We start from the raw sequence: 21,341 nt of genomic DNA on the forward strand, positions 1-21,341 counted from the left end.
AAAAATATTTTTTCAAACTGTCTTTAAAAACCAAGCGTCATTTGGTTAAGTTTATCTTCGTCTGATTTTTTTTTATTTTTCTCTTCGGATTTTTCAGGAACAACAGGGTCTTTATGAACTGTTTTGCGTAATTCTTCCACAGGCGAAAGTCCACTTTCTTCAAAATTTTCGGCTTCTACGTCCAAGGGAATTTCTTCCGACGGAAGCAAATTAATTTCTTTTATTTTTCCATTGCTAAGTCTATTTCCCTTTGCTTTCAAGCCTTTTACGCCGATGAAGCTAACTAAATTTATTTTTTCATCGGGTATTTCTTTGTCTTTATTTTTACTGAATTTCAGTTCCACAATCGGATTGGTATCTGTTGTAACCAGTTCCATTCTTGATTCCGGGTTTTCGCTTATAAATACTATTTTTTTATCGCTTGCTTCCAATAAAAAACGTTTCGCAAAATAATTTTTACTTTCTCCGTCGTAATAAATAGTCGTTACGGGCTGGTTCGGAAAATATTTTTCTATCAACACAATATCATCTTCAAAATGTGTAGATAAATCATGCGAATTGAGCTTGTAATGTCCACTTTGCGTGATGGTCAAAATTTTATCTTCCGCACCAAATTCTCCGAGATACGTTCCACGCACATCTGAATTCAAGCGTTTCACGGTATCGTCAAACCAAATTTTTCGCGCACCAAGCGTAGACAAACCTTTTTCGGCAAGAATAATTTTTCGCACTGGATATTTCGTTACAATATTTCCGATGGAATTTCTACCTTTAATTGCCAATTCCGAAAAATTAACATCAAATTCTACTTTGCGCAATCCAGCCATGGCTTTGTGAAAAACAGTTACCACTTCCGCTTCTCCATTCGGATTTGCAGTAAAATAAAGTACTTCCGAATTAGCAGTTCCTTTCGTTAAAATATATTCTTTGTCGCGCGTAGTCCCCGTAACAGCAAAGCGTTTCATCATCACCGCACCTTTTGCGCCATCGGTATAAATCATGTTGTAAATGGTGCGTTCATCGTTTTTCTTGAAAACCGCAATGTGAATTAAATCCTTTCCAACAAAGGCTTTTTCGGATATTTTAGTAACCATCATTGTTCCATTTTTTCTGAAAATAATAATTTCATCAATGTCAGAACAATCGGAAACAAATTCGTCTTTTTTAAGTCCGTAACCAGCAAAACCATCTTCGCGATTCACGTATAATTTTTCATTCGCAATCACAACGCTTGAAGCAACAATGTTTTCAAACGATTTTATTTCTGTTTTGCGTTCGCGTCCTGTTCCGTATTTCTTTTTTAGATTTTTAAAATACTCCACTGCATAATCAACCAGATGAACCAAATGATGTTCAATTTCTTTGATGCGCGTATCCAAGGTTTTCATTTTTTCATCTGCTTTCGCAGAATCAAAACGTGTGATGCGAATCATCGGAATTTGAGTTAGTTTTTCAAAATCATCGTTGGTAATTTCACGAATAAATTGTTTTTTGTATTTCGCAAAACGTCCGTCTAAGTAGTCGAATAATGTTGTTTTATCTGAATATTTTTTGAAATCAATATACATTTCATCTTTGATAAAAATCTTTTCGAGCGAAGCAAAAAGAAAAGATTCTTGTAATTCTGCTTTTTCAATTTCCAATTCTTTGCGCAACAATTGCAACGTTTGATGTGTTGAGGTTTTCAACATTTCATTGACACCCACAAACCGCGGTTTATTGTCTTCAATGATACACGCATTGGGCGAAATAGGCGTTTCGCAAGATGTAAAAGCGTACAACGCGTCAATGGTTTTATCAGGCGAAATTCCAGGAGCCAAATGCACCGCGATTTCTACATTTTCGGCAGTGTTGTCTTCTACTTTTCTGATTTTTATTTTACCTTTATCATTTGCAGAAACAATTGAATCAATCAATGATGTGGTCGTTGTACCAAATGGAATTTCAGTAATCAACAATGTTTTTTTATCCAATTGTGAAATTTTCGCGCGTACACGAATTCTTCCACCTCGCAAACCTTCATTGTAATTCGAAAAATCCGCCATTCCGCCAGTCGGAAAATCAGGATATATTTCTACTTTTTTACCTCTTAAAATAGCAATGGAAGCGTCGATTAATTCATTGAAATTATGCGGTACTATTTTACATGCCAAACCAACGGCAATGCCTTCCACACCTTGTGCCAGCAACAATGGAAATTTTACCGGAAGTACATCGGGTTCTTTGTTTCGCCCGTCATAACTGGTAAGCCACTCGGTTGTTTTCGGATTAAAAACAACTTCCAATGCAAATTTAGAAAGTCGTGCTTCAATGTATCGCGCAGCAGCAGCGGAATCTCCGGTTAAAATATTTCCCCAGTTTCCTTGTGCATCAATCAAAATATTTTTTTGTCCTAAAGCCACCAAAGCATCGCCAATAGAGGCATCTCCATGCGGATGGTATTTCATCGTATGACCAATTACGTTGGCAACTTTATTGTAACGTCCGTCTTCCATTTCCCACATCGAGTGTAAAAGTCGGCGTTGAACTGGCTTCAAACCATCTTCAATGGCGGGAACAGCACGCTCTAAAATAACATACGATGCGTAATCTAAAAACCAATTTTGATACATTCCCGAAATGGGAATGATGTTAGCAGAATCGCTTCCTGAATTTTCAAAAGCTTCGTTTTGATCTGTATTTTCGATGTTTTCGCTCATGCTTTTGCAATCAAATTAATTTAAACACTTTCCGCTAAATCTTTTTCTACACGTAAATTTTGGATGATAAAATCTTGGCGCTCTTGCGTATTTTTTCCCATGTAATAATTCAGAATTTCGGCAATCGCATTTTCTTTTTTGATGATAACTGGTTCCAAGCGAATGTCTTTTCCGATGAAGTGTTTAAACTCATCTGGAGAAATTTCTCCCAAGCCTTTAAATCGTGTTATTTCTGGCTTTGCACCCAATTTTTCCAAGGCTTTTTTTCGTTCTTCTTCTGAATAACAATAAATTGTTTCTTTCTTATTTCGCACACGAAACAAAGGAGTTTGTAAAATATAAATGTGTCCATTCTTTACTAAATCCGGAAAAAATTGCAGAAAAAATGTCATCAACAACAAACGAATGTGCATTCCGTCTACATCGGCATCTGTGGCAACTACGACATTATTATAACGTAAATTTTCGAGTCCATCTTCAATATTTAAAGCGGATTGCAATAAATTAAATTCTTCGTTTTCGTACACAATTTTTTTGGTGAGTCCGAACGCATTCAAGGGTTTTCCTTTTAAACTAAAAACGGCTTGCGTATCTACATCGCGCGTTTTGGTAATGGAACCGCTCGCGGAATCTCCTTCACAAATAAAAATGCTGGTTTCCAGTCTGCGATTGTCGTTGCTGTTGTAATGAATTTTACAATCACGCAATTTACGATTGTGCAAACTTGCTTTTTTAGCACGGTCGCGCGCTAATTTTTGGATGCCAGAAAGTTCTTTTCGTTCTCTTTCTGATTGTATTATTTTAGCGAGTAAAACTTCTGCAACCTGTGGATTCTTATGTAAAAAATTATCCAACGCGGTTTTTAGAAAATCACCAACAAACGCCTTTACAGAAGGACCTTTCGGAGAAATTTCTTGCGAACCTAATTTTGTTTTTGTTTGAGATTCAAAAACAGGTTCCTGCACTTTTATGCTGATAGCAGCGATGACGGAAGTTCGCACATCAACAGCTTCAAATTCTTTTTTGTAAAATTCACGTATCGTGCGTACAATTCCTTCTCTAAATGCGCCTTGATGTGTTCCGCCTTGCGTGGTATGTTGTCCGTTTACAAACGAATAATATTCTTCTCCATATTGCGCATTGCTATGTGTAATCGCGACTTCAATATCAAAACCTTTTAAATGAACGATGGGATATAAAATTGGGCCATTTATATTTTGCTGCAACAAATCGTGCAATCCGTTTTCGGAATAAAATTTATTTCCGTTGTAACTAATTGTTAAACCCGTATTGAGGTAGGCATAATTCCAAAGCATTTTTTCCACATACTCATTGATGTAATGGAAATTGCCGAAAATTTGTTCGTCGGGCGTAAACGTAATCAGCGTTCCTTTGCGTGAATCAGAAGCCGTAATCGCGTCGTCTTTTTTTAGATTTCCTCTTTCGAATTCGGCATTTTTCACTTTTTCATCGCGAAAAGATTGTACTTTAAAAAAGCTGGAAAGCGCATTCACAGCCTTTGTTCCGACACCATTTAATCCAACCGATTTTTTAAATGCTTCTGAATCGTATTTGGCTCCAGTATTTATTTTTGAAACGCAATCAATTACTTTTCCGAGTGGAATTCCACGACCGTAATCGCGCACGCGTACAATTTTATCTTTAATACTTATTTCGATTGTGCGACCATTGCCCATCACAAATTCATCGATGCAATTGTCAATTACTTCCTTCAACAAAATATAAATTCCATCATCTTGCGATGATCCGTCGCCCAGTTTTCCGATGTACATTCCCGGGCGCAAACGAATGTGTTCGTGCCATTCCAGCGATCGGATACTGTCTTCGTTGTATTTTGGTTCAGCCATTTTTATTTTACTGATAATTTATTTTCTTGTTTTTTTACTCTTCGAAAAATTATTTTTTTGACGACCTATTTTCTTGCTCCAAAAAAGTGTTTGAAAAAATAATTTTTCGGAGGACTATTTTTTCTTCATTCAATTACACATTAAATCGGAAGTGCATTACATCTCCGTCATCAACTACATATTCTTTTCCTTCTATTCCTAATTTTCCGGCATCGCGACAAGCAGATTCAGAACCTAATGCGATAAAATCTTTGTATTTAATCACTTCTGCTTTGATAAATCCTTTTTCAAAATCGGTATGAATAACGCCCGCTGCTTGAGGCGCGGTCATTCCTTTTTCAATCGTCCAAGCGCGTACTTCTTTTACACCTGCGGTAAAATATGTTTGCAAATTCAGTAATCGATAAGCAGCATTTATAAGTTTATTTACACCTGGCTCGCTCAATCCCATTTCCGCTAAAAATAGTTGGCGTTCTTCGTACGTTTCCAAAGAAGCAATTTCGGCTTCCATTGCCGCCGTAATAATAATCACTTCTGCATTTTCTGATTTTACTAATTCTTTTACAACATCCACGTATTTATTTCCTGTTTTCACAGATGCTTCGTCCACATTGCATACGTATAAAACGGGTTTTATAGTTAATAAATGAATGTCTGCCAAGTGTTTTACATCTTCTGGAGAAATATCAGCTAAACGAGCAGATTTGCCTTGTTCCAAGGTTTCTTTTACTTTTAAAAGGACTTCAAATGCTTTTTTTGCGTCTTTATCATTCCCTGTTTTCGCTTGCTTTTCAACTCTTTTCAATTTCGCGTCCACCGATTCTAAATCTTTTATTTGCAATTCTGTATCGATGATTTCTTTGTCGCGCACCGGATTAATAGAACCATCCACGTGAACCACGTTGTCATCATCGAAACATCTCAATACATGAATAATCGCATTTGTTTCACGAATGTTCCCCAAAAATTTATTACCCAAACCTTCGCCTTTGCTGGCACCTTTTACCAATCCGGCAATGTCCACAATCTCAACAGTTGTAGGCACCACACGTTCTGGTTTTACTAAAAATTCGAGTTTCGATAAACGCTCATCTGGCACTGTAATCACGCCAATATTGGGTTCAATGGTACAAAACGGAAAATTTGCCGCTTGCGCTTTTGCATTCGATAAACAATTAAAAAGGGTTGATTTTCCTACGTTCGGCAATCCCACAATCCCACATTGTAATCCCATAATTCAAGTATGATTTTTAGTGTTTTTACATTTTTTTTCAGCCAACAAAGATACCAAAATCTGCGCTCGATAATTCGCTCGTTTAGCTTAATTTTATTGAATTTTCAACAATTTTCTAAATGTTATTAACATTGCTTATCCCCCTCTTAAAAAAATTTACTTTTGAGCCTTTCTTTTTAACCTTTACAACTATTTGATATGCCCACAATTGCTGAATTGGAAAAAATTTGTTCCCAAGTAAGACGAGACATTGTTCGTATGGTTCACGCCGTAAATTCAGGTCATCCAGGCGGATCGTTGGGCTGTGTAGAATATTTTACTGCTTTGTATTTCGATATTTTAAAACACGATCCGAAAAAAAAGTTTTCGATGGATGGTATTGGAGAGGATATTTTTTTTCTATCCAACGGACATATTTCTCCCGTATTTTATAGTGTTTTAGCGCGTTCTGGATATTTTCCTGTAAAGGAATTGGCTACGTTCCGAAAATTAAATTCTCGTTTGCAAGGTCATCCTACCACGCACGAAGGTTTACCGGGAATACGCATCGCTTCTGGATCTCTCGGACAAGGATTATCTGTTGCATTGGGTGCAGCACTCGCAAAAAAATTAAACAAAGACAATTCTCTTATTTTTACATTACATGGAGATGGTGAATTGCAGGAGGGACAAATTTGGGAAGCTGCTATGTTTGGCGCTGCGCGTAAGGTGGATAATATTATTTCTACCGTGGATATGAACGGACAGCAAATAGATGGCTCTACCGAAAATGTATTGCCGATGGGCGATTTAAAAGCAAAATGGCAAGCTTTCGGCTGGGATGTTTTGAGTATGAACGGAAATAATATTTCAGAAGTAATCGAAACATTAAAAATAGCTAAAACACATACCGGAAAAGGAAAACCTGTTCTCATTTTAATGAAAACTGAAATGGGAAATGGTGTTGATTTTATGATGGGTTCGCACAAATGGCATGGCGTAGCACCTAACGATGAACAATTGGCAAAAGCATTGGCACAGCTTCCTGAAACATTAGGAGATTACCAAAATTAACATGGTTTTAAAGTCGTTCAAAAAAATATTTTTTCTAATGCTCATTTTCGCTTGCTTGCAACCGATTGTGTTGCGTGCGCAAACCGACAACAAACCAACAACGCGCGTTTTGTTTATGTTCGATGCGTCTTTCAGTATGTTTGGAACATGGAAAACAGGAATTAAAATTGACATTGCGAAACGCTTGCTTTCTCAGTTTTTAGACAGTTTGCAAGGTCGTGATCATTTACAAATTGCTTTGCGTGTGTACGGTGCACAATATGCGCTTGAGCCCGTTAGAAACTGTCATGATACAAAATTAATGGTGCCTTTCGGCGGAGATAATATTCCTGCCATTAAAAAAGCCATTGATAATATTGAACCGAAAGGAACAACGCCGATTGCGTATTCTCTGGAACAATGTGGAAACGATTTTCCGCCGCGCGATAATTGTAGAAATATTGTGATTTTAATTACGGATGGTATTGAAGAATGCGACGGCGATCCCTGCGCAGTTTCTCTTGCTTTACAAAAAAAGGGAATTATTTTAAAACCATTTATTATCGGAATTGGCGCCAACGAAGATTTCGGAAAAGCATTTGATTGTGTCGGCACTTTTTATCAAGTAACCAACGAAGCAAATTTCACAAATATCTTAAACATTGTGATTTCACAGGCTTTGGACAATACTACCGCGCAAGTAAATTTACTCGATATAAAAGGAAAACCGACGGAAACCAATACCGATATGACGTTTTACGATCAAGTAAGCGGACAAATAAAATACAATTATATTCATACAATTAACGCTAGAGGAAATCCAGATACCATTCCTTTAGATCCTTTGGTAAAATACCATTTGGTGGTGCACACAATTCCGGAAGTGGAAAAATCCGACATTACACTTACGCCTGGGAAACACAATATTATCGCGCTTGACGCACCGCAAGGTTATTTGTATTTGGCAATTGATGGATATAATAATTACAACGTTTTACAAACCATCGTGCGAAAAAAAAGCGATATGAATACGCTCAATATTCAAGCGTTTAATACGAGTGAAAAATACATTGTCGGGAAATACGATTTGGAAATTCTTACGCTTCCGCGGACGTATATCAACGATGTGAAAATTTCCGAAAGTACTACCACCACTGTGCAAATTCCGCAAGCAGGAAGCGTTACTATTTTAAAACCTTCTGCTGGTCCTGGAAGTATTTATTTGGAGAATAACGGTACGCTTGCTTGGGTTTGTAACCTAATTGAAAATCAAACACAACAAACAATTGTTTTGCAACCGGGTCATTATCGTTTGGAATTCCGCGCCAGAGAAGCCACTCAATGTATTTACAGCATCGAAAAAACATTTAAAATAGATTCCGGTTCTTCGACACAAGTCCAATTATATTAATGAAATTTGAGCTATGAAAAAATATTTTTTTAACGAGAAAAAAGACACACGTTCTGGATTTGGTGCAGGTTTGCATGAACTTGGAAAAAACAATTCCAACATTGTTGCTTTGTGCGCCGATCTTACTGGCTCTTTAAAAATGGATGCTTTTGCGAAAGAATTTCCGGAGCGTTTTTTTCAAGTCGGTATTGCAGAAGCAAATATGATGGGCATTGCAGCTGGTTTAACCATCGGTGGGAAAATTCCGTTTACGGGCACATTTGCTAATTTTTCGACGGGTCGCGTGTACGATCAAATTCGTCAATCCATTGCCTATTCAGGAAAAAATGTAAAAATATGTGCGTCTCATGCTGGCTTAACATTAGGTGAAGATGGCGCGACACATCAAATTTTAGAAGACATTGGCTTGATGAAAATGTTGCCAGGCATGACGGTAATTAATCCGTGTGATTACAATCAAACAAAAGCGGCAACGCTTGCCATTGCTGCCTATCAAGGACCTGTTTATTTACGTTTCGGGCGACCAGCGGTTCCTAATTTTACGCCTGCCGATCACGTTTTTCAAATTGGAAAAGCAATTCTTTTAAACGAAGGAAAAGATGTAAGTATTTTTGTTACCGGACATTTGGTTTGGAAAGTCCTTGAAGCCGCTGAAATATTAGAACAAAAAGGAATTTCTACGGAAGTCATCAATATTCATACAATTAAACCGTTAGACGAAGAAGCGATTTTGAATTCTGTACGAAAAACAAAATGTGTGGTAAGTGCGGAAGAACACCAAATGAATGGCGGTTTGGGCGATAGCATCGCACAATTATTAGCTCGGAAAAATCCGGCACCGATGGAAATGGTTGCTGTGAAAGATTCGTTTGGAGAAAGCGGAACGCCCGATGAATTGATGACTAAATACGGTTTGGATACCATTGACATTGTGAATGCAGCTCAAAAAGTGCACTCGAAAAAATAATTTTTCGAAGCCTTATTTTTGCATGTAAAAAACAATTGACTACCTCTGTAAAATGCAAGAATACAGCGATAAAGAACTATTAGATAAATTCAAAAATTCCGATTTAGCGGAAAGGAATTTTGCATTTAATCTTATCGTACGCAAGTATCAAAAAAAAATATATTGGCACATTCGCAAAATCCTTATCGACCACGACGATAGCAACGATGTTACCCAAAATGTATTTATCAAAGTGTGGAAAAATTTAGATGGTTTTAAGGAAGATTCTCAATTATACACTTGGCTGTATCGCATTGCTACCAATGAATCACTGACTTTTTTAAAACAAAAAAAGCGCAAAAATCTCGTTCCTTTTTCGGATGTAGAATATTCTTTGTCCAACTCTTTGCAAAGCGATCAATACATGAAAGGCGATGAAATTCAGTTGAAATTGCAAAATGCGATTTTAACGCTTCCAAACAAACAACGCATCGTTTTTAATATGAAATATTTTGACAATATAAAGTACGAAGAAATGTCTAAAATCCTTGATACATCTGTCGGCGCGTTGAAAGCATCATATCATCATGCTGTAAAAAAAATAGAGAACATCATCAAAAATGGATGAAAATTGCATGAAGATTTTGTGTTTTCGGATTAAACCTTTCTAATTTTGCACTATCAAACGAGGAAATTAATCTATTGAAAAAGAAAATTACACTATCAAAAGGAAAAGTTTAATAAAGATGAATACGGAAAATATTTTTTTGGACGAAGAAGATTTTGATGAGTTGAAAAACAGCGCGTCGAAACTTTTTTCACTCGACAGAAAACTTCCATTTGAAGTGCCCGCTGATTATTTTGATGAATTACCGATGTTGATTCAGGAAAGGTGTGCGCAAGAAAATACACATAAAATTTCAGTGCTCGAAAAAATTATTTTTTTGATGCGCCGAAAATATATTGCGTTCGGAATACTTATTTTATTGATGAGTGGAGGATATTTTTTCTATCTCTCTAAAAATGGAGTACAAAAATCTGCACCCTCTACAGACGAAATTACAACTGCTTTAACGGATAATTTATCGGTGGATGATGAAACATTACTCATTGAATCTATGCCTGATAATAAAGTTGCAAGCACTCAAAAAACAGATAACGATCAACCCATCGTCAACTATTTAATTGATAACGATGTGGACGTAAATACCATTACTAACGCTACAAATTAAATCCATTATGAAAAAAATATTTTCTATTCATCTTCGAAAAAATATTTTTGCGAGCAGCATTTTAATCGCTTTTTTCGCAACCTCTTTTTCGCCTTTAAAAGCACAAAACCAAAGTAACGATGCGCCCGCTCAAACTAAAAAACAAAAAGTAGAAGCAATGAAAATTGCGTTTATCACCGATAAATTAGCGCTCACTCCGCAAGAGGCGCAGGTTTTTTGGCCCGTTTACAATCAGTACGAAGCGGACTTGGGAACGCTCCGTAAAAATCATCGAAAAAATATGGCGCAAGCCAAAGAGGAAGGAGTAGATAATATGTCGGATAAAGATTTGGAAACATTGGTAGATGGCGAAATTATTTACCGTCAGCAAGAATTGGATGTGGTGAAAGAATACCTCGCAAAATTCAAAGCTGTTTTACCCATAAAGAAAGTGGCAAAATTTTACGAAGCCGAAGAACAATTTAAAGTATATCTGATTAATCAGCTAAAAAACCGCAACCAAGAAGGAGGAGCGAGACAACAATAATTTTTTTTAGTAAAAAAAGGCGTTCAAAAAAATAATTTTTCAAACGCTATTTTTAGAACAATTTATTTTGCAAGTTGATTTTTTAGTAACTTTGCGCGAATTTTATCACAAAATTCAAACACATGTTACCAGATTCCAAATTTATAGGTGAAGGACTTACCTACGATGATGTTCTTTTAGTACCAGCTTATTCAGAAGTACTTCCACGCGAAGTGGACATCTCCACTCAGTTTACAAAAAAAATAAAATTAAATGCACCGATTGTTTCGGCAGCTATGGATACGGTTACCGAATCGGAATTGGCGATTGCCATTGCCGGAGAAGGCGGAATTGGCGTGCTTCATAAAAATATGAGCATTCAGTTGCAAGCCGAACAAGTTCGAAAGGTAAAACGTTCGGAAAGTGGCATGATTCAAGATCCTGTTACTTTGCTTGAAAATGCTAAGGTTTCGGACGCATTGGATTTAATGAAAGAATTTAAAATCGGCGGAATCCCTGTTGTATCAAAGCAAAATAAATTAGTAGGCATTGTAACGAATCGCGATTTACGTTTCGAAAAAAATCTGAAACGTCCGGTTATTGAAGTGATGACAAAGGAAAATATCATTACAGCCAAACGTGGAACGGATTTGAAAAAAGCCGAAGAAATTCTTCAAAATTATAAAATCGAAAAACTTCCGGTAGTTGATAAAGACAATACATTGGTTGGATTAATTACGTATAAAGACATCATCAAAATAAAAGTAAGACCAAACGCAAGCAAGGATGAATTTGGTAGATTGCGCGTAGCAGCAGCTGTTGGCATAACTACTGATATGTTGCAACGTGTGGAAGCTTTGGTAAAAGCAGGTGTAGATGCCATTGTAATTGATACCGCTCATGGACATTCCATGTACGTTATCGAAGCATTGAAGAAAGTAAAAAAAATGTTTCCGAATTTACAAGTGGTAGTGGGTAATGTAGCAACTGCCGAAGCCGCATTGGCATTGGTAAAGGCAGGTGCAGATGCTGTAAAAGTAGGCATTGGTCCAGGTTCTATTTGTACCACACGCGTTATTGCAGGTGTGGGCGTACCGCAATTAACCGCCGTTTACGATGTGGCGAAAGCTTTAAAAGGTAAGGGCGTTCCGGTAATTGCAGATGGAGGAATTCGTTTTACAGGCGATATTGTAAAAGCACTTGCAGCCGGTGCGAGTACTGTAATGGCGGGTTCTTTGTTCGCTGGTGTGGCAGAATCGCCGGGCGAAACAATTATTTACGAAGGTAGAAAATTCAAATCGTACCGCGGAATGGGTTCTATTGAAGCCATGCAAAAAGGCTCTAAAGACCGTTATTTTCAGGATGCAGAAGACGATATCAAAAAATTAGTTCCCGAAGGAATTTCTGGAAGAGTACCTTACAAAGGCACTTTAGCCGAAGTCATTTATCAATTTGTAGGCGGATTACGCGCTGGAATGGGTTACTGCGGAGCAAAAAATATTTCCAAATTACACGATGCGAAATTTATTCGCATTACTTCAGCAGGAATTACCGAAAGTCATCCACACGGAGTTTTTATTACTCGCGAAGCACCTAATTACAGTCGTTAATATTGCTTTTATTTGAAAGTTTGCGAGCGTGGGAAGATATCGATTTCAGAATCCTAGAAATAGTTTAATTCGCGTTTTTGACTTTATTCAGAATAGCACTTCAAAAAAATAATTTTTCAAAACCAATTCTTTTTATTAATTTTATGCCAATGAAAAATCTTTTTTTTCAAATATGCTTTATTGCAACGTTGTTTGTCTCTACTACCACAATGGGGCAGAGGAAAATTACGTTCCTTTCCACCGACAATTTAATTGTTACTGCCGATTTATACTTAGTGAACGATACGCTGCCCTACATGGTGCTTTGCCACCAAGCTGGCTATAGCCGCGGAGAATATCAAGAAACTGCCAAAAAATTTAGTCGGCTTGGATATAATTGTATTGCTGTTGATTTGCGTTCTGGTAAAGAAGTTAATGGAGAAATTGATGAAACCGCAAATCTGGCAGAAGCCAAACGAATGCCCACCGATTTTATGAGTGCAGAAAAAGATATTTTGGGCGCCATCAATTACGCTTTCAACCAAAATGGAAAAAGAGTATTGTTGGTTGGAAGTTCTTATTCTGCGTCCTTGGCTTTAATGATTGCTGTTACTAACGAAAAAGTAAAGGCTGTGATGGCGTTTAGTCCGGGCGAATATTTAAAAAATGTGAACGTGAAAGTCGCAATAAAAAACTTAGACAAAGCTGTTTTTATTGCGTCTACGCGCGAAGAAGCTCCGAAAGTAGCCGAATTAGCGAAAGATATCGTGTCCAAACATAAAATTGTTTTTGCTCCCGCTACAGTTGGCGAACATGGCTCTAAAGCATTGTGGGTAGAAGATCCCAGCTATCACGAATATTGGTTAGCCATTTTAATGTTTATGCGCCAAGTCCCTAAAAATTAATTTTTTCAACCTCCAAATTTCTCCTAAATTTATTTGAAATAATGCGCAGAGGTTAATATCTTTACGTTTTTTACGAATTGAAAAAATTTAAACTCGACATACAATACGATTACGATTTTGCGCTTATCGGAATTTGCAGCACCGAGAAAGAACATCGTATTTGCTGGTTGTTGAACGCAAAACTTGGAATGGAACTTCAAAAAGCAGAAAATTTATGCCTCAAAAACACTGAAATAAATTTTGCAGAATTTTCGATGTACGCATTTACAAACAGCGATGAATGTTCTGAATATTATTTATTGAGAAATGAAGGAACACGTGTTAAGCCCTCTGAAATCAATCTTTCATACCAAATTAGCATTCCGACAAAAGAGCCTTTAAAAGAATGGTTAATTCTGGAAGAAAAACAATGTGATTATTTTTTATTACTGAAAAGCGAATCGTCGAATACTGAAAAAATACTTTCCAAATTATTGGAAATTCCGGCAGTTATTACGGCGTACAGTATTGATCCGACAAAATTAAAATCAAAACAAAATTTATTATTTTAGAAATGTTAAACAACAAAACAAAAATTATTGCAACGATTGGTCCCGCTACGGAATCAAAAGAAATGCTGGAAAAAATTATTGCTGCGGGCGTAAATATTTGCCGCATTAATTTCTCTCATGGCTCATACGATGTGGTCAAAAAAATTATTTTAAACGTCCGTGAAATTAACAAAGAACAAAGTAGACATATTGGAATTTTAGCCGATTTACAAGGACCGAAATTACGCATCGGCGATGTAGAAAATAATAGCGTGGAAATTATTTCTGGAAACGAAATTACCATTACTACCAAGGAATGTATCGGTACTGCAGAAAAAATTTACATCACGTATCCGCAGTTTCCGAAAGACGTTGCTGTGGGTGATAATGTGTTGATTGACGATGGAAAATTATTGCTGAAAGTGTTAGCGACCAATCGTGAAAACGAAGTAAAAGCAAAAATTATTTTTGGCGGAAAATTATCATCCAAAAAAGGAGTGAATCTGCCGAATACAAAAATTTCTTTGCCTTGCTTAACTGAAAAAGACATCAGCGATTTGCATTTCGCGTTGGAAAATGATGTGGAATGGATTGGCTTGTCGTTTGTGCGCTCCGCCAATGATATTGTGGATTTGAAAAATCTCATCAAAAAAAATAATAAAAATGCGCGCGTCATCGCGAAAATAGAAAAACCAGAAGCCATCAACGAAATTGATGCTATCATTGATTTAGCGGACGGAATTATGGTGGCACGTGGCGATTTAGGCGTAGAAATGCCGATGGAACAAGTACCGATGATCCAGAAAATGTTGGTGCATAAATGTATTAAAGCATCGAAACCCGTTATCATCGCGACGCAAATGATGGAGAGCATGATTTTAAATTCTTCGCCAACACGTGCCGAAGTAAACGACGTAGCGAATGCCGTGATGGATGGCGCGGATGCAGTGATGTTGAGCGCGGAAACGTCTGTCGGAATATATCCTGTAAATGTGATCGAACACATGCACCGCATCGTGAAAAGAGTGGAACAGGAAGACAGTATTTACAATCGTGAACACGCACCGATGCTGAAAACACAAACATTTGTGTCGGATTCGATTTGCTACAACGCTTGCGTAATGGCGCAACAAGCGGATGTGAGCGCAATTATTTCCATGACGAATTCTGGATATACCGCGTTTCGAATTTCGAGCCATCGCCCAAAGGCAGCTATTTATATTTTTACGGATAATCGCCCTTTGCTTACTTCGCTGAGTTTAGTTTGGGGCGTGCTTGGTTTTTATTACGATAAATACGAGAGTACCGACAAAACCATCACTGATTTAAAATTATATTTGAAAGAAAATAATTTTGTAAAAAAAGACGATTTAGTGATTAATATTGCCAGTATTCCGATGAAAGAAAAAGGTAGAACGAATATGTTGAAGTTGAGTTATATCAGTTAATCTGTTTGAAAAAATAATTTTTCAACCCCCAATTTTAATCGAAAAAATAACGCATCAAAAAAATAATTTTTTAACTCCTAAAAACTATGTCGATAAACATAAAATTACTGAAAACAATTTGTGAAACTACTGGTGCGCCAGGACATGAACAACGCGTGAGAGAGCTTGTTCTGAAAGAAATAAAAAATCACGTGGACAGCGTAAGTATTGATAACATGGGCAATGTGGTGGCTTTCCGAAAAGGTAAAAAAAATAAAAAAGTGATGATTGCTGCGCACATGGACGAAATCGGGTTCATTGTTACGCACATTGATGATCAAGGATTTTTGCGTTTCATCCCGCTTGGCGGATTTGACCCGAAAACATTAACGGCACAGCGCGTTATCGTACACGGAAAAAAAGATGTGATTGGCGTAATGGGAAGCAAACCCATCCACGTAATGACAGCGGAAGAACGCTCTAAAATAGTGCCTTTAAGCGATTATTTTATTGATCTCGGAATGCCGAAAAAAGAAGTTGAAAAAATTATTAAAATTGGCGATACCGTTACGCGTCAGCGCGAATTAATTGAAATGGGAAATTGCGTAAATTGTAAATCGTTAGACAACCGCGTTTCTGTTTTTATTTTGATTGAAATGCTGAAAGAATTAAAAAATCCGCCGTACGATGTGTACGCCGTTTTTACGGTTCAAGAAGAAGTTGGTATTCGCGGCGCCAATGTTTCCGCACTTAAAATACAACCTGATTTTGGTTTCGGATTAGATACCACTATTGCATTTGATGTTCCGGGTGCACAAGCACACGAAAAAATAACTGTTCTGGGAAATGGAACCGGAATTAAAATTATGGATTCATCTACTATTTGTGATTATCGAATGGTGGAATTCATGAAAAAGACAGCCATCAAAAATAAAATAAAATGGCAACCAGAAATTTTACCAGCAGGTGGAACAGACACCGCAGGCATCCAACGCATGACAGCTGGCGGATCTATTGCAGGAGCGGTTTCTATTCCAACGCGACACATTCATCAAGTAATTGAAATGTGCGACAAAGACGATGTTCGTGCCAGCATCGATTTATTGAAACATTGCGTGCAAGAATTAGATACCTATGATTGGAGTTTCAAATAAAAGCGTTTGAAAAATTAATTTTTCGGAGACGAAATTCTTCTTCAAAAGCTGTACTTTTGAAAACACAATCAAAAAAATATTTTTTCGGATGGATTATTTGAACGAGCTGAACGAGCCGCAACGTCAGGCAGTGGAATGCACAGAAGGTCCGGTAATGATTATTGCCGGAGCTGGTTCTGGAAAAACGCGCGTACTGACGTATCGCATTGCACACTTGATTCAAAAAGGCGTTGATCCTTTCCAAATTTTATCACTTACGTTTACCAATAAAGCTGCACGTGCTATGAAAGAACGTGTTGCAAAAATTGTAGGCAACGATGCGAAAAATTTATGGATGGGAACTTTCCATTCCGTGTTTGCAAAAATATTGCGCGCAGAAGCTACAAAATTAGGTTATCCAAATAATTTCACGATTTACGATACCGAAGATTCGAAAGGATTAATCAAAGATATTTTAAAGGAACAGGGTTTGGATGAGAAGATTTACAAGGCTTCTACCGTTTTGTCTCGCATTTCGGATGCGAAAAACAAATTGATTTCTGCAGCAGCGTACAATGCCAATCCGCAAACGCTGAACGATGATAAAATGGCAGCAAAACCGAAAATGGGTTTGGTGTATGAATTATATTCCAAACGCTGTTTTAAAGCAGGTGCAATGGATTTTGACGATTTGCTTTTTAAAACAAATGTGTTGCTGCGCGATTTCCCAGAAGTGTTGCACAAATATCAACACAAGTTTAAATATATTATGGTGGATGAGTATCAAGACACGAATTTTTCGCAATACGTAATTGTGAAACAATTGGCGGCTTTGAACGAAAATATTTGTGTGGTTGGAGATGACGCACAAAGCATATACGCTTTTCGCGGAGCCAATATTCAGAACATTTTAAACTTCGAAAAAGATTATCCGGATTTACACACGTATAAACTCGAACAAAATTATCGCTCTACGCAAAACATTGTAAACGCTGCAAATACTGTGATTGAAAAGAATGAAGTGAAGTTGAAAAAAGAAGTGTGGACAAGTAACGATACAGGCGAAAAAATTAAAGTGATGCGCGCCATGTCGGACAACGAAGAAGGTCAAATTGTGGCGCATTCCATCTTCGAAACAAAAATGAATAATCAGTCGCAGAATGCTGAATTTGCTATACTTTATCGTACTAACGCACAATCGCGTTCTATGGAAGAAGCACTGCGAAAAAAAGGAATTCCGTACCGAATTTTTGGAGGAATGTCGTTTTATCAACGCAAGGAAATAAAAGATTTATTGGCGTATTTCCGACTCAGTATTAATCCGCATGACGAAGAAGCGCTGAAAAGAATTATCAATTATCCGGCACGCGGAATTGGTACTACAACGCTCGACAAAATGGTTATTGCTGCAGGAGATAACGATGTAAGCATTTGGACGGTAATTGAAAATTTGAACGATTTTAATTTGGAATTAAATGCGGGAACACGTGAAAAAATATTCGGATTTTATACTTCGATAAAAAGTTTTTCCGCCATTCTTCCTACGCAAAATGCTTACGACAGCGGTTCGCACATCGCTTCGACATCTGGAGTTTTAAAAGATTTATATACAGATAAAACGCCTGAAGGAGTTGCGCGAAATGAAAATATTCAAGAATTATTAAATGGATTAAAAGATTTTTCGGAAGAAAAAAATGAAGCCGAAGAAATTATTTTTCGCACACTTCCCGAATTTATGGAAGACATTGCTTTGCTTACGGATGCTGATAAAAAAGAAAATCCAGAAGAAAAAGATGTTGTTTCGTTGATGACTATTCATGCTTCCAAAGGCTTGGAGTTTCCGTACGTGTATATTGTGGGCGTGGAAGAAAATTTATTTCCTTCGCAGATGTCGCTTAATTCCAGAACGGATTTGGAAGAAGAACGCAGATTGTTTTATGTGGCGCTTACGCGAGCCGAAAAAAAAGTTTCTGTTTCGTATGCTACAACGCGCTACAAATGGGGAAACTTAACCGGTTGCGAACCCAGTCGTTTTATTGAAGAGTTGGGCGATAAATTCGTGGAAATGCCTCCTGAAAGAACTGCGAATGCAGAAAGTCAGCAAGGATTTTTTAAAACATTTAACAGAACAAAAAATACAGCTCCTGAAAAAACTTTTTCAGCCGAACCGAAAAAGAATTTTGTGAAAGTGAATGCGGCGAAACCTGCTTCTGGTGAAATCTACGACAACAGTCATTTGAAAGATTTACAAGTGGGAATGGAAGTTTCGCACGAACGGTTTGGAAACGGAAAAGTAATTAATATGGAAGGCGTTTTTCCGAACAACAAAGCCACTGTGTTTTTTCAAGGCGTTGGACAAAAACAATTGCTGTTGAAATTCGCGAAGCTGAAAATTTTAAATTAATCGATGATTTTTGAAGCCAAAAAAGGCGCTTGAAAAAATAATTTTTCAAACATGAAAAAAGATATACAAAATCGTAAAGATATAGAACTGCTCATCAATCATTTTTACGAAGAAGTGCGAAAGGACGAACTCATCGGATTTATTTTTAATGATATTGCAAGTGTAAATTGGGAAAAGCATTTACCCATTATGTACGATTTCTGGGAAGGGTTATTATTCGGGAATAGCAATTACAAAGGCAATCCAATGCTCGTACATATACAGCTCGACAAAAAAATAATGTTATTACCCGAGCATTTTGAACGCTGGAAAAAATTATTTTTTCAATCCCTCGATTCTCTTTTTCAAGGAGAAAAAACAGAAGAAACAAAATCAAAAGCCAATTCGATTGCTTCCGTAATGCTTCACAAAGTGGAAAATATGCGCGGTTGAAAAATTATTTTTTCGGACAATAAAAATCACAATCGTTTAACCCTCTTATTAATCAACAATTATACTTCTTCGCATTTCATAGATATTTTTGCAGATTGATACAGCAAATATCCAATCATTAAGTAAAGCATAAAATACATTTAGCACGGGTGATAAAAGTCCTTTGCCTAGCGGTGTTGAAAACAGTTACCCGAAACACTATTTATAAAATGCGGAATAAAATCAACAAAATATTTTCAAACCTGCTCTCATATCAGGATGCTATCTTTTATACTTTTTACAGAAGGTTTATCACCCGAAAACTATTTCGGTTATCTTTACGAAATGAAAAAAGAATTCCACCTAAAATTTCATACCAAACACATTCTTGAAATTTTCGCCACACTCAAATTTATTTTTGAAGAAAAAAATTATGCTGATAAAGCCATCGAAAAAACGATGCGTGCCAATAAAAAATGGGGCGTAAAAGATCGCGCATTCGTTTCCGATACAGTGTATGATATGGTTCGCAATTGGCGTTTATTAACAACAGTAGCCGGAGTAGATAATATTGTATCGGAAAAAAATTGTTGGGATTTGTTCGGCACTTGGTTAGTGATGCGCAATTTCGAATTACCAGAAAGCGGTCGATTCCATTCCGTTCATCCTGAAAAAGTAGATTTAAAATTAAAAAAATTCGAACGCATTCGTGCGATTCGAGAATCGTTTCCGGATTGGTTGGATAAATTATGCGAAAAAGAAATAGGTGCAAAATGGACGAATATGGCGCGGGCATTGAATAAAAAGCCCTCCATGTTTTTACGTGTCAATTTATTAAAAACAACATTAAGCGAATTACAAACATTATTGGCAGAAGAACAAGTGGAAACTTTTCCAGTAGTTTGGTCGCCGTACGCACTCGAATTAAAATTTAGTAGAAACGTTTTTCGTACCGAAGCATTTCGTCAAGGATTATTTGAAGTACAAGATTCTGCATCGCAAATGGTAGCTGATTTTTTAGATGTAAAACCTGGAATGCGTGTGATAGATGGATGTGCAGGCACAGGAGGAAAAACAATGCACCTTTCTTCTTTCATGAAAAATAAAGGAAGAATTATTGCACTTGATACAAAAGATTGGAAATTAGCAGAACTTAAAAAAAGAGCATCGCGTGCGGGAGCAAGCATTATTGAAGCAAAAATAATTGAATCGTCAAAAACAACAAAGCGTTTGAATGGCACTGGCGATAGAGTTTTGCTGGATGTCCCGTGTTCAGGTTTGGGAGTGTTGAGAAGAAACCCAGATAGCAAATGGAAAATAACTGCAGAAGAAATTGAGCGTGTAAAAATAGAACAAAGCGAAATTTTAGAACGTTATTCGCACATGACGAAAGTTGGCGGGAAGATGGTATACGCGGTGTGTAGCGTGTTACCATCGGAAGGAGAAGAGCAAATAAAAAAATTTATTGCCAGAAATCCAGATTTTGAATTCATGGGAGAAAAAAGATATTCGCCTGAATTGATGAACTGCGATGGTTTTTACATGGCGCTTCTCGAACGAAAAAAATAATTTTTCTGAAGCGAAGCATAAAAAAAATATTTAAAAAATCAATCATAATATTTTGTGTACAAAAAGCATCTTCGAAAAAATATTTTTTCGAAGATGCTTTTTGAATAGTAAAAGGCTTAACTATTTTAATAGTGTTACATGACCCATATACAAATGTATATGTCCTAAAAAATCCTTTGTTACAATTTTCCAAACATATACATCTTGTTGAACGATGTTTGCTCCTCCCATTACTTTACCGTCCCAACCCTGACTTAGATTAGTGGTATAGAAGATGAGATTTCCCCATCTGTCGAAGATATACATTTGATAGTTGTTCGGATCAATGCCAGTTCCTTTCGGATAAAAGGTATCATTCGTTCCGTCTCCATTAGGAGTAAAAGCATTGGGAACATATATCACGTATTGTCCTTCGATGTACACCGTTTTACTAATGCTGTCGGTAC

At 37.0% G+C, this 21,341-nt stretch carries 18 protein-coding genes; 14 read left to right on the forward strand and 4 right to left on the reverse strand.

The window, feature by feature from the left end:
• Window positions 1–23: 23 nt before the first annotated feature.
• From ABIZ51_08770 to ychF, 3 genes are all read right to left on the reverse strand, one after another.
• A complete protein-coding gene (locus ABIZ51_08770; protein MEO7088869.1) occupies window positions 24–2,699 on the reverse strand; it encodes a DNA gyrase/topoisomerase IV subunit A in 2,676 nt (891 codons plus the stop codon).
• 20 nt (window positions 2,700–2,719) lie between these two features.
• Window positions 2,720–4,567 carry a DNA topoisomerase IV subunit B gene (locus ABIZ51_08775; GenBank protein ID MEO7088870.1) on the reverse strand — a complete coding sequence of 616 codons (1,848 nt, stop codon included), beginning with the start codon at window positions 4,565–4,567 and terminating at the stop codon, window positions 2,720–2,722.
• 133 nt (window positions 4,568–4,700) lie between these two features.
• The gene (gene ychF, locus ABIZ51_08780) at window positions 4,701–5,801 is read right to left on the reverse strand and encodes a redox-regulated ATPase YchF (protein ID MEO7088871.1); all 1,101 of its coding nucleotides are present in this window, start codon (window positions 5,799–5,801) and stop codon (window positions 4,701–4,703) included.
• A gap of 198 nt (window positions 5,802–5,999) precedes the next feature.
• On the opposite strand from ychF, the gene ABIZ51_08785 reads away from it, so the two are divergent.
• From ABIZ51_08785 to ABIZ51_08850, 14 genes are all read left to right on the forward strand, one after another.
• Window positions 6,000–6,854 (forward strand): transketolase, encoded by an 855-nt coding sequence (locus ABIZ51_08785; protein MEO7088872.1) that lies wholly within the window; start codon window positions 6,000–6,002, stop codon window positions 6,852–6,854.
• Between the two features lie 37 nt (window positions 6,855–6,891).
• Window positions 6,892–8,244, forward strand: coding sequence for a VWA domain-containing protein (locus ABIZ51_08790; GenBank protein ID MEO7088873.1), 1,353 nt, complete (start codon window positions 6,892–6,894; stop codon window positions 8,242–8,244).
• A gap of 13 nt (window positions 8,245–8,257) precedes the next feature.
• Entirely contained in the window at window positions 8,258–9,211 is a 954-nt protein-coding gene (locus ABIZ51_08795; protein MEO7088874.1) for a transketolase family protein, read from the forward strand.
• 52 nt (window positions 9,212–9,263) lie between these two features.
• Window positions 9,264–9,818, forward strand: a complete 555-nt coding sequence (locus ABIZ51_08800) for a sigma-70 family RNA polymerase sigma factor (GenBank protein ID MEO7088875.1) — start codon at window positions 9,264–9,266, stop codon at window positions 9,816–9,818.
• Between the two features lie 118 nt (window positions 9,819–9,936).
• On the forward strand, window positions 9,937–10,422 hold the full coding sequence (locus ABIZ51_08805; GenBank protein MEO7088876.1) for a hypothetical protein: 486 nt from the start codon (window positions 9,937–9,939) through the stop codon (window positions 10,420–10,422).
• Between the two features lie 7 nt (window positions 10,423–10,429).
• Window positions 10,430–10,948 carry a hypothetical protein gene (locus tag ABIZ51_08810; protein MEO7088877.1) on the forward strand — a complete coding sequence of 173 codons (519 nt, stop codon included), beginning with the start codon at window positions 10,430–10,432 and terminating at the stop codon, window positions 10,946–10,948.
• Window positions 10,949–11,070: 122 nt separating this feature from the next.
• On the forward strand, window positions 11,071–12,537 hold the full coding sequence (gene guaB, locus ABIZ51_08815) for an IMP dehydrogenase (GenBank protein MEO7088878.1): 1,467 nt from the start codon (window positions 11,071–11,073) through the stop codon (window positions 12,535–12,537).
• A gap of 149 nt (window positions 12,538–12,686) precedes the next feature.
• Window positions 12,687–13,421, forward strand: a complete 735-nt coding sequence (locus ABIZ51_08820) for a dienelactone hydrolase family protein (GenBank protein ID MEO7088879.1) — start codon at window positions 12,687–12,689, stop codon at window positions 13,419–13,421.
• 77 nt (window positions 13,422–13,498) lie between these two features.
• A complete protein-coding gene (locus ABIZ51_08825; GenBank protein ID MEO7088880.1) occupies window positions 13,499–13,972 on the forward strand; it encodes an IPExxxVDY family protein in 474 nt (157 codons plus the stop codon).
• Window positions 13,973–13,974: 2 nt separating this feature from the next.
• Window positions 13,975–15,399 carry a pyruvate kinase gene (gene pyk / locus ABIZ51_08830; GenBank protein MEO7088881.1) on the forward strand — a complete coding sequence of 475 codons (1,425 nt, stop codon included), beginning with the start codon at window positions 13,975–13,977 and terminating at the stop codon, window positions 15,397–15,399.
• 86 nt (window positions 15,400–15,485) lie between these two features.
• Window positions 15,486–16,532: a M42 family metallopeptidase gene (locus ABIZ51_08835; GenBank protein MEO7088882.1), complete on the forward strand. Its 1,047-nt coding sequence runs from the start codon at window positions 15,486–15,488 to the stop codon at window positions 16,530–16,532.
• 88 nt (window positions 16,533–16,620) lie between these two features.
• Entirely contained in the window at window positions 16,621–18,915 is a 2,295-nt protein-coding gene (locus tag ABIZ51_08840) for a UvrD-helicase domain-containing protein (protein MEO7088883.1), read from the forward strand.
• A 51-nt stretch (window positions 18,916–18,966) separates the two neighbouring features.
• Window positions 18,967–19,347: a group III truncated hemoglobin gene (locus ABIZ51_08845; protein MEO7088884.1), complete on the forward strand. Its 381-nt coding sequence runs from the start codon at window positions 18,967–18,969 to the stop codon at window positions 19,345–19,347.
• A gap of 324 nt (window positions 19,348–19,671) precedes the next feature.
• Entirely contained in the window at window positions 19,672–20,895 is a 1,224-nt protein-coding gene (locus ABIZ51_08850) for an RsmB/NOP family class I SAM-dependent RNA methyltransferase (protein MEO7088885.1), read from the forward strand.
• Window positions 20,896–21,015: 120 nt separating this feature from the next.
• Here the strand turns inward: ABIZ51_08850 and ABIZ51_08855 are convergent.
• Window positions 21,016–21,341 (reverse strand): T9SS type B sorting domain-containing protein (locus tag ABIZ51_08855; protein MEO7088886.1); only part of this gene is annotated, 326 nt, incomplete at its 5' end.

It is taken from the genome of Bacteroidia bacterium, assembly GCA_039924845.1.
Classification (GTDB): Bacteria; Bacteroidota; Bacteroidia; order DATLTG01; family DATLTG01; genus DATLTG01.